The organism is Variovorax sp. FG153 (assembly GCF_057809595.1).
In genome coordinates this window covers 14397-26858 of record NZ_JBMDKG010000009.1, presented here as the reverse complement: position 1 = coordinate 26858, position 12462 = coordinate 14397, and the positions used below count along the sequence as shown (strand labels likewise).

At 70.8% G+C, this 12462-nt stretch carries 11 protein-coding genes; 6 read left to right on the top strand and 5 right to left on the bottom strand.

The genetic code is table 11. The features are described 5' to 3' along the window. Nucleotides 1-80 precede the first annotated feature (80 nt). From ACODT0_RS12745 to ACODT0_RS12730, 4 genes are all read right to left on the bottom strand, one after another. The gene (locus tag ACODT0_RS12745; protein ID WP_261213690.1) at nt 81-1265 is read right to left on the bottom strand and encodes an ABC transporter substrate-binding protein; all 1185 of its coding nucleotides are present in this window, start codon (nt 1263-1265) and stop codon (nt 81-83) included. 163 nt (nt 1266-1428) lie between these two features. After that, nucleotides 1429-2418, bottom strand: a complete 990-nt coding sequence (locus ACODT0_RS12740) for a PDR/VanB family oxidoreductase (protein ID WP_479672070.1) — start codon at nt 2416-2418, stop codon at nt 1429-1431. A gap of 34 nt (nt 2419-2452) precedes the next feature. Next, nucleotides 2453-3229 (bottom strand): GntR family transcriptional regulator, encoded by a 777-nt coding sequence (locus ACODT0_RS12735; RefSeq protein ID WP_209540963.1) that lies wholly within the window; start codon nt 3227-3229, stop codon nt 2453-2455. After that, nucleotides 3226-4332 (bottom strand): aromatic ring-hydroxylating dioxygenase subunit alpha, encoded by a 1107-nt coding sequence (locus ACODT0_RS12730; RefSeq protein WP_296731971.1) that lies wholly within the window; start codon nt 4330-4332, stop codon nt 3226-3228. Before ACODT0_RS12730 ends, ACODT0_RS12735 begins: the two co-directional genes overlap by 4 nt. 156 nt (nt 4333-4488) lie before the next feature. Here ACODT0_RS12730 and ACODT0_RS12725 point away from each other — a divergent pair, with 156 nt between their 5' ends. The 3 genes from ACODT0_RS12725 to ACODT0_RS12715 are packed head-to-tail and all read left to right on the top strand — an operon-like array spanning nt 4489 to nt 7729. After that, nucleotides 4489-5610 carry a 5-methyltetrahydropteroyltriglutamate--homocysteine S-methyltransferase gene (locus ACODT0_RS12725; RefSeq protein WP_261213698.1) on the top strand — a complete coding sequence of 374 codons (1122 nt, stop codon included), beginning with the start codon at nt 4489-4491 and terminating at the stop codon, nt 5608-5610. Between the two features lie 27 nt (nt 5611-5637). Beyond that, a complete protein-coding gene (locus ACODT0_RS12720; RefSeq protein ID WP_489041434.1) occupies nt 5638-6303 on the top strand; it encodes a glutathione S-transferase family protein in 666 nt (221 codons plus the stop codon). Nucleotides 6304-6349: 46 nt separating this feature from the next. Then, a complete protein-coding gene (locus tag ACODT0_RS12715; protein WP_261213702.1) occupies nt 6350-7729 on the top strand; it encodes a phospholipase D-like domain-containing protein in 1380 nt (459 codons plus the stop codon). Here the strand turns inward: ACODT0_RS12715 and ACODT0_RS12710 are convergent. Continuing rightward, complete coding sequence (locus tag ACODT0_RS12710; RefSeq protein WP_261213704.1) at nt 7707-8453, bottom strand: TetR/AcrR family transcriptional regulator; 747 nt, start codon at nt 8451-8453, stop codon at nt 7707-7709. The two genes, ACODT0_RS12715 and ACODT0_RS12710, sit on opposite strands and share 23 nt — an antisense overlap. A gap of 93 nt (nt 8454-8546) precedes the next feature. Between ACODT0_RS12710 and ACODT0_RS12705 the strand changes: the two genes are divergently transcribed. The 3 genes from ACODT0_RS12705 to ACODT0_RS12695 are packed head-to-tail and all read left to right on the top strand — an operon-like array spanning nt 8547 to nt 12459. Further along, nucleotides 8547-9563 (top strand): HlyD family secretion protein, encoded by a 1017-nt coding sequence (locus ACODT0_RS12705; RefSeq protein ID WP_489041433.1) that lies wholly within the window; start codon nt 8547-8549, stop codon nt 9561-9563. Continuing rightward, complete coding sequence (locus ACODT0_RS12700) at nt 9560-11332, top strand: ATP-binding cassette domain-containing protein (RefSeq protein WP_489041432.1); 1773 nt, start codon at nt 9560-9562, stop codon at nt 11330-11332. Before ACODT0_RS12705 ends, ACODT0_RS12700 begins: the two co-directional genes overlap by 4 nt. Further along, on the top strand, nt 11329-12459 hold the full coding sequence (locus ACODT0_RS12695) for an ABC transporter permease (protein ID WP_489041431.1): 1131 nt from the start codon (nt 11329-11331) through the stop codon (nt 12457-12459). The genes ACODT0_RS12700 and ACODT0_RS12695 overlap by 4 nt, the downstream gene beginning before the upstream one ends. Nucleotides 12460-12462 lie beyond the last annotated feature (3 nt).

The window sequence follows — 12462 nt, the reverse complement described above, 5'->3', positions numbered from 1 at the left end:
CGAAAGAATTCAAATGAAGTTTCTTTCGCGTCCTTCGCGCAACCTTCGCGTCCTCTGCGTCCGGCTGCCCGATCCCGTGTTTACTTTGCCTTGCCCGGGTCCTTGACGCCCTTGATCACGTCGAACTCGACGTTGTAGAGCTGCCCGTCCTTCTTCTCGACCTTGCGCAGGTACACGTCCTGCACCACGTCGCGGGTCTGGGCGTCGATCAGCACCTGGCCGCGCGGGCTCTCGAAGACCTGGCCCTTCATGCCGGCCAAGAGCGCCTCGCCGCCGCCCTGGCCCTTGCTGGTCCTGAGCGCCTCGTAGATCACGCGCATGCCGTCGTAGCCGCCCACGGCCATGAAGTTGGGGCGCAGCTTGGGGTTGGCCTTCTCGAAGGCCTCGACGAACTTCTTGTTGGCGGCCGAGGGATGGGCGGCCGAGTAGTGGTGCGAGGTGACCACGCCGAGCGCGCCGTCGCCCATGTCGTTGAGCTGGTCATCGTCGGTCACGTCGCCGGTGGCGATCAGCTTGATGCCGGCCTTGTCCATGCCGCGCTCGAGGAACTGCTTCATCACGGCCGCGCCCGCGCCCGAGGGCACGAAGACGAACAGCGCGTCGGGCTTGGCGTCGCGCACCTTCTGCAGGAAGGGGGCGAAGTCGGGGTTGCGCAGCGGCACGCGCAGCTTGTCGATCACCTTGCCGCCGTTGAGCGCGAAGCGCTCGCTGAAGAACTTCTCGGCGTCGTTGCCGGGGCCGTAGTCGCTCACCAGCGTGACCACCGTCTTGATGCCGTTCTTCGGCGCCCAGTCGCCCATCGGCACCGACACCTGCGGCAGCGTGAAGCCGCTGCGCACGATGAAGGGCGAGGCCTCGGTGATGCTCGAGGTGGCCGCGGCCATCACGACCTGCGGCGTCTTCGACTGGGTGGCGATCGGCGCCACCGCGAGCGCCAGCGGCGTCAGGCCGAAGCCCGCGAGCACGTTGACCTTGTCGTTCACCACCAGTTCCTGCGCCAGGCGCTTGGTGACGTCGGGCAGGCCGGTGTCGTCCTTGACGATCAGCTCGATCTTCCTGCCGGCCACGGTGTCGCCGTTCTGCGCCATGTACAGGCGCGCGGCGGCCTCGATCTGGCGGCCGGTCGACGCCGACTGGCCGGTCATCGGCAGGATCAGGCCGATCTTGAACTTGTTGTCCTGGGCCTGCACGGCCGTCACGGACAGCGCGCCGGAAAGCGCGAGCGCGGCGAGGCTCGCGGACTGGATGAGTTGACGCCTTTGCATGAGTTCTCCTTTGGGGGCGACGAGCGGAATCGGCCTATTTTTCAACACTTTGCAACATTCCTTGTCGCGGGCCTTCACCTAGGCGCGGGCCCGCGCGGCGCTTTGTTGCGCGATAGACAAATGAACTGCGCGATGATCGCGCAACGGGGTGGATCGGTGCCGGTCAGGCGTCCGCGCGGTACGCGGAATCGAGCGTGAGCGTACCCACCGCGCGCGACACGCAGGCACAGATGCGGGTGGTGGCCCGCTTCTCGTGCGCGCTGAGGAACACGTCGCGGTGGTCGATCTCGCCGTCCACGGCCAGCACGTCCATCGCGCACAGACCGCATTCGCCGCGCCGGCAGTCCCACAGGGTCTGCACGCCGGCCGCGTCGAGCGCATCGAGCAGCGAGCAGTCGGCCGGCACGGTGATCGCGAGGTCGTGCCGCGGCACGCGCACGGTGAAGGCCTGCGCGGCCAGCCGGCCGCTGCTGCCGAAGGTCTCGAAGCGCAGGTCGGCCGCGGGGCGGCCGGCGGCCGCCCAGGCGCGCTGCACGGCCTCGAGCATCGGTGCCGGGCCGCAGGTGTAGAGCTGGCCGCCCGCGGGCAGCGCGGCGATGGCGGCCGCGAGGTCGATGGCCGCGGCGCCTTCGTGCGTCTGCAACGCCGTCTCGCCGAGCGTCGCGCGCAGTTCGTCGAGGTAGGCGAATTCGCCCGCGTGGCGCGCGCCGTAGTGCATGGCCAGCGGCACGCCGCTGCGCCGCGCATGCGCGCTCAACCGTTGCGCCATGCCCACCAGCGGCGTGATGCCGATGCCGCCCGCCACCAGCAGGTAGCCCGGCGCCGACAGGTCGAGCGCGAAATGGTTCTGCGGCGCGCTGACCTGCAGCCGGTCGCCCACGGCCAGCCGCCACATCGCGAGCGAGCCGCCGCGGCCGTCGTCGAGCCGCTTGACGGCGATGCGCCAGCCGCCCAGCTCGCCCTGCCCCACGAGCGAATACGAGCGCGTCTGCGACTGGCCCTGCGCGTTCGTCACCTGCACCTGCAGATGGGCGCCGGGCTCGTGGCCGCCGGCGGTGCCCGCCTCGGGCCGCAGCTCGAATTCGCGCACGGTGGGCGTGAGGTCGCGCAGCGCCACCACCTGCGCCTGCATCCATTGGAGATCGCTTTTCATCGGGGAACCAGGACCGGAAAAAGAAGGAAGCCGCTCAGCCGCGGCGGCGGATCAGTTGCACGCCCGGCAGCGGACGCTGCTGCTCGGCGGGCGCGCCATGCAGCGCCTCGCGCAGGTTGCGCCGCGCGATGCGGCTGTGCTCGCGCATCAGCGCCTCGGCGCGCGAGCCCTCGCCGGACTCGATGGCGTCGAGCACCTGCACATGCTGGTCCTGCGCGATCACAAGCATGTCGCGCGCGGCCGGCGAATTGGCCTGCACGATCACGAAGCCCGAGGGCGAGGCGAACGGCAGGTTGATCACGCGCTCGAGTTGCTGCGCGATCACCGGGCTGCCGGCCATCTCGCACAGCAGCGCATGGAAGCGCTCGTTGTGCGTCACGTAGCGCGAGAAGGCGGCGTCATCGAGCGCGGGCTCGCGCAGCAGCTCGTCGATGCGCTGCAGGCAGCCGCGCGCCTCGCGCAGCACCACCGGCGCCGCGCCGCGTTCGGCCGCGAGCCGCGCGACCAGCCCCTCGAGCGTGCCGCGCAGCTCGATCGCATCGGCCACGTCGCGTTCGGAAAAAGTGCGCACCGCATAGCCGCCGTTGGGCAGGGCCTCGAGCAGGCCTTCCTGCTCGAGCCGCATCAGCGCGGTGCGCACCGGCGTGCGCGACACGCCGAGTTGCTCGGAGATCGCGACCTCGGCGATGCGCGCGCCGCCCGGCAGCTCGCCGGCCAGGATCATCTCGCGCAGCCGCAGCTGCGCCTTCACGGCCTGCGAGGCGCCGCTGTCGCCGGGCTCGCCGGCGCTGCTGCTGGCGGCGACCTTCATGCGGCCTGCCGCCGGTCGACGCGGATCGGGATCGCGGCGCGCGCGGGCCGCTCCTTGTCGACCATGCGGTCGATCAGTCGCCGCGCCCACATCGAGCCGGCGTCGATGTTGAGGTTGTAGAAGCGGTGGTCGGGATGCTCGTCGATCGCCTTCTGCTGCGCCTCGAGCACCAGCTCGTCCTCGCGGAAGATGCCCGAGACGCCCTCGCGCAGCTCGTGCGTGAGGCGCTGCTCGCCCAGGCAGTAGTTGCGCGCGAAGGCCCAGAAGTAGAGGCAGGTCTTGTCGGTCTCGGGCGTGATGGTGTTGAGCACGTAGCCGTTGACGCCCTTGCCGCGGTCGCCCGGGTTGCCGCCCTGGGGCACCGCGCCGCTGCCGGCCTCGGCCACGCCGACGTCGATGTTGACCGTGCACGGCGCCTCGAAGCGGATGATCTGCCAGCGGTCGACCTTGCCCGCGTAGCCGCGCGCATGGCGGATCTGGCCACCCCAGAAAGGCGGCGCCTCGATGTTCTCCATCCAGCGCGTGACGGTGGCCGAGCGGTCGCCATGGGTGGCGACGAAGGGCGCCTCGGCCACCTCGCGGTTGCCGATCGAGGAGCCGTGCACGAAGGTCTCGTGCGTCAGGTCCATGAGGTTGTCGACCACCAGCCGGTAGTCGCAGTTCACGCGGATCATCTTGCCGTCGCCGGCCCAGGCCGGGTCGTCGTTCCAGTGCATGTCGGGCACCAGCGCGGGGTCGGCCAGCGCCGGATCGCCGGGCCAGATCCAGATGAAGCGGTGCTTCTCGGCCACCGGGAAGCTGCGCACGCAGGCCGAGGGGTTGAGCGTTTCCTGGCTCGGCATGTGGGTGCAGCGGCCCTGGCTGTTGTAGACCAGGCCGTGGTAGCCGCAGACCAGCTCGTCGCCCTCGAGCCGCCCCATCGACAGCGGCAGCAGCCGGTGCCAGCAGGCGTCCTCGAGCGCGGCCACCTGCCCGTCGGTGCGGCGGAACAGCACCAGCTTCTGGTTGCAGACCGTGCGCGGCAGCAGCGCATGCCGCACCTCCACGTCGTAGGCGGCGGCATACCAGGCGTTGAGCGGGAAATGGGGCGATCGCGTGTCCATGGATACTCAATGTATACAAAAACACGAGAATTTCCAGCCAATTACGCCGAATCAAGGGAAAACACCGATCTCTCTGTACACATCAACGTCGTCGCACAAGGCGATACGATGTTCCGTTCCACCTCTTTCGTTCAGACAAGCCGGAGTTCCATCCTCATGTCACAGCACGCCACCCTGCCCGCCCGCTACGACCACGTGGGCAGCTTCCTGCGTCCCCAATACCTGCTCGAAGCCCGCGAGCAGAAGGCCAGGGGCGAGATCACGCCCGAGCAACTGCGCACGGTCGAGGACAAGGCCATCGCCGAGGTCGTCAAGTTCCAGGAAGACATCGGCCTCAAGAGCATCACCGACGGCGAATTCCGCCGCACCTACTTCCACATCGACTTCCTCGACCAGCTCGGCGGCGTGAAGACCGACATCCCGGTCACGATCCGCAAGCCCGACGGCAGCGAGGAACTGGCACCGCCCGCCATGCGCGTCATCGACAAGGTGCGCCACGTCAAGAACATCCAGCTGGCCGACTTCGAGTACCTCAAGAGCCAGGTCTCGGCCGGCCGCACGCCCAAGGTCACGATCCCCTCGCCGACCATGCTGCACTTCCGCGGCGGCCGCGCGGGCATCAGCAAGGAGGCCTATCCCGAGCTCGACCCCGCTTTCTACGACGACGTGGCCCAGGCCTATGGCGACGAGCTGCGCTCGCTGGCCGCGGCCGGCTGCACCTATGTGCAGATGGACGACACCAACCTCGCCTACCTCTGCGACGAGCACATGCGCGAGGCGGCCCGCAAGCGCGGCGACGACCCGAACGAGCTGCCGCACCGCTACGCCGCCTTCATCAACAAGGTGGTGGCGCAGAAGCCGCCGGGCATGCTGCTGGCCATGCACCTGTGCCGCGGCAACTTCAAGAGCACCCATGCCGCGGCCGGCAACTACGAGCCGGTGGCCGAGGCGCTGCTCAAGGAGATGGACCTCGACGCCTACTTCATGGAGTACGACGACGCGCGCTCGGGCGACTTCAAGCCGCTGCGCTTCCTGCCCAAGGGCAAGACCGTGGTGCTGGGCCTGGTGACCACCAAGTTCGGCCAGATGGAGGACAAGGACGAGCTCAAGCGCCGCATCGAGAACGCCGCCATGTACGCGCCGCTCGAGCAGCTCGCGCTGTCGCCGCAGTGCGGCTTCTCGAGCACGGTGCACGGCAACAACATCGCGGTCGAGGCGCAGCGCGCCAAGCTGCGGCTGGTGGTCGAGACCGCGCAGGAGGTCTGGGGATCGACCTGAGCCGCGCTTTCTGCTGAACTCGGGGCCATGACGACCCACATCTTCTCCGGCCCCCTCAGCATGTTCGGCGCCAAGGTGCAGATCGCGACGCTCGAGAAGGGCATCGCTTTCGAGCTCGTGATGGTGCCCTTCGACCGCGACGACAACTACAGCCCCAAGCACCCCGAGGTGCTGCGCATCAACCCCAAGGGCCAGGTGCCGGTGCTGATCGACGACGCGGTCGAGCTGTTCGACTCGACGCAGATCTTCGAGTACCTCGAGGACCGGCATCCACGGCCCGCGCTGTGGCCCGCCGAAGCGGCCGCGCGGGCCCGCGCGCGCCAGCTCGAGCACCGTTCCGACGAGGTCTTCTTCCCGCAGGTGGTCAGGCTCTTCGGCCTGCAGGAGGCGATGCAAAGCCCGCCCGCGGTGGAGGCCTGCGCCGCCTGCGCGCGCTTCTACGGCCAGCTCGACACCCTGCTGGCCGACGGCCGCGCGTTCCTGGCCGGCGACTACGGCTATGCCGACATCGCCTTCTACATGGCCCATGTGTTCGCCGACCGCAAGGGCGCGGGCATGACCGCCGAGACGCCGCGGCTCGTGGCCTGGCGCGACCGCGTCGGCGAGCGGCCCGCGGTACGCGCGGTGGTCGACCCGATGATGGACTTCCTGGCCTCGCAGGGCCGCGGCGTTCCGGCCTTCCTTCGGCGCTGAGGGGGCAAGCACGGCGGCGCGCGGCCGCCTCAGGCATCATCGGCCCATGCCGAAAAACGGGTTCGACTGGCTTCCCTCTCCGTCCCAGCATTTCCTCGTCGTCACCTTCGCGCTGCTGGTCTACGTGCTGACCACCCGCGCACGCCGCGAGCAGCGCGCGCCCACCACCGCCATCGCGTGGGTCATGGGCCTGGTGCTGCTGCCCTACCTGATCCTGCCGATGTACCTGCTGTTCGGCCAGCGCAAGCTGCGCCCCGCGGGCTCGGCGCGGCCGCCGCGTTCGGCTCCGGCCGGCCACTGGGCGGCCGACCTGATCGAGAGCTTCGGCCTGGCGCCGCCCGGGCGCAGCGCGATCCGGCTGCATGCCGACGGCGAGCACGCGCGGCTCGCGCTGTTCGAGGTGATCGACGGCGCGCGCGAACGGCTCGACGTCTGCACCTTCATCATCGGCAACGACGCGCTCGGCCGCTCGGTGATCGAGCGGCTCGCGCAGCGCGCGCGCGAAGGCGTCAAGGTGCGGGTGCTGCTCGACGGCTTCGGCGCGCTCACGCTGCCGCGCCACCACTTCGATCCGCTGCGCGCGGCCGGCGGCGAGGTGGCGGTGTTCCGGCCTTTCTTCAGCCTGCGTCGCATCGGGCCGCGCAACCTGCGCAACCACCGCAAGTTCACCATCGCCGACGACGGCTGGCTCTGGTCGGGCGGGCGCAACCTCGCCTGCGAGTACTTCAACGGCGACGCCGCCCATCCCGAGGCCTGGCGCGATCTCTCGTTCGACCTGCGCGGCAGCGTGGCGGCCGCCGCGGCGCGCCAGTTCGACCACGACTGGGCCTCGGTGCGCAGCCGCAAGCCGCGCGCGATCACCGCTGAAGACGTGCCCGAAGGCCCGGGCGCCGCGCTGGCGCAGTTCCTGCCGAGCGGCCCCGACCAGACCGAGGACACCGCGCATGCGCTGCTGATCGACGCCTGCTTTCGCGCCGAGCACCGGCTGCTCGCGATCACGCCCTACTTCGTGCCCGGCGACGGCCTGCGCGACGCGCTGCGGCTGGCCGCGCGGCGCGGCGTGCAGGTCACGATCGCGATCCCCGCGCAGTCGAACCACCGGCTGGCCGACTTCGTGCGCACGCGCGCCATGCGCGACCTGGCGCGCGCGGGCGTGAGCTTCCGCATGCTGCCGTTCATGGCCCATGCCAAGGCGGTGGTGGTCGACGACCAGCTCGCGATGTGCGGCTCGATCAACCTCGACCTGCGCAGCCTGCTGCTGAACCACGAGGCCAATGTCGTGTTCTACGGCACGCACGAGATCGAATGGCTGGCCGAATGGATCGAGACCACGGCCTCGGCCGGCGAGGCCTACCGCGCGCGGCGCCCGGGCCTGTTGCGCGACGTGGCCGAGGGATTGCTGCTCACCGTCGCCTTCCAGCTTTGACGGGCGCGGCGGCCTGCTGGCCGCCCGCCTCCCGCGCCACCGCGTCGAGGCCCGCGAGCACGTAGCGCATCAGGTCGTCGACCAGCGCCCCGGTGTCGCGCACCGCGGGCAGCACGCGCTGGCCCAGCTCCTTGGGCGCGACCATCATCACGATGCACGGCAGCACCGTGAACATCACGCCGCGCTGCACCGAAGGATGGTCGTCGGCCAGGCCCATGATCTCGCCGATCAGCCCGCGCACCACCTTGGCCTTGGGCAGCACCGCCTTCTGGATCAGCACCGGCATCGCGCTCGAGGGCGACAGCGCCTCGCGCAGCATCACGCGAAAGCCCCAGGGCGCCTGCGGCTGGTGGCCCATCTCGACCAGGTGGCCGAGCAAGGCGCGCAGCCGCTCGCGCGGATCGGCGCCGCTGCTCGCCTGGGCCACCAGTTCGTCCAGGCTGACGATCTGGCGGTGCGCCTCGACCAGCACCGCCTCGTAGAGGCCGTCGCGGCCGCCGAAGTGGTAGTTGACCGCCGCCATGTTGGTGCCGGCGCGGGTGCAGATCTCCTTGCTGGTGCTGGCCGCGAAGCCCCGCTCGGCGAACAGCCGGCCCGCGGTCTCGAGGATGTGGGCGCGGGTCGCGTTGCCGTCGGTGCGCGGCGCGCGCGCGGCCGGTTCGGCCTCGGCGGCGGGCGGTGCGGAGGAGGCGGTCGGACGAGGGGAACGGGAGCGGCTGGCCATGGCGCGAGCCTACCCCAACTTCCGGCCTACTTCAAATTCAAATTTGAATTTGATACGATCCGGACGCTCCTTCCGCTTCCGCCCCAAAAAGCCATGACCAAGAAACCCCTGATCGCCCTCGCCGTCGTCGTGCTGGCCGCCGCGGCCGTCGCCGCCTGGCACTACGGCCGCCCGGCCGCGCCTTCCGACCGCATCGTGCTCTACGGCAACGTCGACCTGCGGCAGGTGTCGCTGGCCTTCAGCGGCAGCGAGCGCGTGGCCGAGCTCGCGGTGCGCGAGGGCGACCGGGTGCGCGCCGGCCAGGTCATCGGCCGGCTCGACACGCGCACCCTGGCGCTGCGCGTGGCGCAGTCGCGGGCGCGCATCGGCGTGCAGGAACAGGCGCTGCTGCGGCTGAAGACCGGCAGCCGGCCCGAGGAGATCGCGCAGGCCGAGGCGCAGGTGAGCGCCGCCCAGGCCGATGCCGAGCTCGCCGCGCAGCAGCTCGCGCGGCTGCAGGCCATCGGCCAGTCGACCGCGGGCCGCGCGGTGAGCCAGCAGGACCTCGAGAGCGCGCAGGCGCGGCGCAAGGTCGCGCAGGCCCAGCTCGACAACGCGCGCAAGGCACGGCAACTGGTGGTGAGCGGGCCGCGCAAGGAGGACATAGCCCAGGCCCAGGCCCAGCTCGAGGCGGCGCGCGCCGAGCTCGCGCTGATGCAGCACGAGCTCGAGGAGGCCGAGCTCAAGGCGCCGATCGGCGCCGTGGTGCGCGCGCGGCTGCTCGAGCCCGGCGACATGGCCTCGCCGCAGCGCCCGGCCTTCACGCTCGCGATCACCGATCCCAAGTGGGTGCGGGCCTACGTCGCCGAGCCCGACCTCGGCCGCATCCAGGCCGGGCAGGAAGCCAGCGTGACAACCGACAGCCAGCCCGATCGCGCGATCGCGGGCAAGGTGGGCTACATCGCCTCGGTGGCGGAGTTCACGCCCAAGACCGTGCAGACCGAGGAGCTGCGCAGCAGCCTGGTCTACGAGATCCGCGTGATGGTCGACGACAGGGAGGACCGGCTGCGGCTGGGCATGCCGGCCACGGTGACGCTGCGGCTCGCATCCTCCGGAACGGCCGGCAAGTGAACGCGCCCGCCGTCCTCGCGCGCGGCCTGCACAAGCGCTTCGTCGTCAAGCCCGCGAAGAAGACCGTGCACGCGCTCGACGACATCGCGCTCGAGGTGCCGCCCGGCACGCTGACCGCGCTGGTCGGCCCCGACGGCGCCGGCAAGACCACGCTGCTGCGGCTGATGGCCGGCCTGCTGCGCGTCGATGCCGGCGAGCTGCGCGTGCTCGGCATCGACGTGGCCGCCGACCCGCAGGCGGTGCAGGACCGCATCAGCTACATGCCGCAGCGCTTCGGCCTCTACGACGACCTCAGCGTGCAGGAGAACCTCGACCTCTATGCCGACCTGCACGGCGTGCCGCGCGACGAGCGGCGCGCGCGCTACGGCCGGCTGATGGAGATGACCGACCTCGGCCGCTTCACCGACCGGCCCGCGGGCAAGCTCTCGGGCGGCATGAAGCAGAAGCTCGGGCTGGCCTGCACGCTGGTGCGTTCGCCCGAGCTGCTGCTGCTCGACGAGCCCACGGTGGGCGTCGATCCGCTGTCGCGGCGCGAGCTGTGGCAGATCGTGCAGCAGCTGGTGGACGACGAGCAGCTCTCGGTCATCGTGAGTACCGCCTACCTCGACGAGGCCGAGCGCTGCGCGCGCGTGTTCGTGCTGCGCGAGGGACGGCTCGTGGCGCAGGGCGCGCCCGAGGAGATCCGCGACCGCGCGCAGGGCCTGTGCTTCGTGGCCGCGCCGCCGGCCGGCGAGCCGCCGCGGCGGCTGCAGGCGCGGCTGCTCGATGCGCGCGCCGAGATCGTGGACGCGGTGCCGCAAGGCGGCGAGGTGCGCTTCGTGCGGCGCGACAACGCGGACGAGGCAAGCATCGAAGCACTGCTCGAGGGCGCGGCCGCCGAGCCCGTGGCGCCGCGGCTCGAGGACGGCTTCATGACGCTGCTGCGCACGCAGGAAGAGCCGGCGCCGAAGCCCGCCGAGCCGATCGCGCGGCAGCCGGTGCCCTCCTCCTCCACGCCCGGCGACACCGTCATCGAGGTCAAGGACCTGGTACGCCGCTTCGGCGACTTCACCGCCGTCGCCAGCACCAGCTTCAGCGTGCGCCGCGGCGAGATCTTCGGCCTGCTGGGCCCCAACGGTGCGGGCAAGACCACCACCTTCCGCATGCTCTGCGGCCTGCTGCCGGCCAGCGGCGGGCAGCTGCGCGTGGCCGGCGTCGACCTGCGCCATGCGCGCGCGCAGGCACGCCGGCGCATCGGCTACGTCTCGCAGAAGTTCGCGCTCTACGGCAACCTCAGCGTGCGCGAGAACCTCGAATTCTTCGGCGGCGCCTACGGCCTGCGCGGGGCGCGGCTGCGCGAGCGCATGGACGCGGTGCTGCGCCAGTTCGACCTGGCGCGCGAGATCGACGCGCCCAGCGGCCAGTTGCCCGGCGGCTACCGCCAGCGCCTGGCGATGGCCACCGGCCTGCTGCACGAGCCCGAGATCCTGTTCCTCGACGAGCCCACCAGCGGCGCCGACCCGCTCGCGCGGCGCGAGTTCTGGCGCCGCATCACCGCGCTGGCCGAGGCCGGCACCACGGTCGTGATCACCACCCACTTCATGGAAGAGGCCGAGTACTGCGACCGCATCGTGATCCAGGACGCGGGCCGGCTGCTGGCCATCGGCACGCCGCGCGAGGTGCGCGCGCAGGCACTGGGAGACACATACGGCGAGCACGATGCGCGCCGCATCGACATGGAGCAGGCCTTCATCGGCATCGTCGAGAAGGCGCGGAAGGAGAAAGCATGAGCGGCTTCTGGTCCCGCCTGGTCTCGCTCACGCGCAAGGAGTTCCGCCAACTGCTGCGCGACCGCAGCAACCTCGCGATCGGCATCCTGCTGCCGATGGTGCTGATCCTGATCTTCGGCTACGGCATGTCGCTCGACGTCAAGCATGCGCCGGTGGCGATCGTGTTCGAGGACGCCTCGCCCGGCGCGCACGAGGCGATGGCCGGGCTGCAGCTCTCGCCCACGCTCGCGCCGATCCCGCTGGCCTCGATGCACGAGGCCGAACGGTTGATGCGCGAGCGCCGCATCGACGCCATCGTGCGCGTGCCCTCGGACTTCTCGCGCGCGCTCGCGGCCGGCCAGGCGCGCGTGCAGGTGATCGTGCATGGCGCCGACGCGGGCCGCGCGACCATCGTGCTGCAGTACCTCGATGCGGCCATCGGCCAGTCGGCGCTGCGCCAGGCCGACCGCGGCGGCAACGCCAGCGCGGCGCCCGCCATCGGCAGCGTGACGGTCGAGCAGCGCATGTGGTTCAACGCCGCCAACACCAGCACCTGGTACCTGGTGCCGGGGCTGATCGTGCTGATCATGACGCTGGTCGGCGCCTTCCTCACGGCGCTGGTGATGGCGCGCGAATGGGAGCGCGGCACGCTCGAGGCGCTGTTCGTCACGCCGGTGCGGCCGGTCGAGATCCTGCTGGCGAAGATCGTTCCCTACTTCGCGGTCGGCATGCTGGGGCTGGCGCTGTGCCTGCTGGCCGCGCGCTTCCTGTTCGCGGTGCCGATGTACGGCTCGCTGGCGGTGGTGGTGCTGAGCTCGATGCTCTACCTGGTCGTGGCGGTGAGCCTGGGTCTGGTGATCTCCTCGGTCACGCGCAACCAGTTCCTCGCCAGCCAGGTGGCGCTGATCGCCACCTTCCTGCCCTCGATGATGCTGTCGGGCTTCCTGTTCGACCTGCGCAACACGCCGCTGGCGGTGCAGGTGATCGGGCATGCGCTGCCGGCCACCTACTTCATGGAGCTGGTCAAGACGCTGTTCCTCGCGGGCGACGTCTGGCCGCTGATCTGGCGCGACTGCGCCATCCTCGCCGCCTACGCGGTGGGCCTGCTGGCGCTGGCGCGCGCGGTCACGCGCAAGCGCCTGGACTGAAAG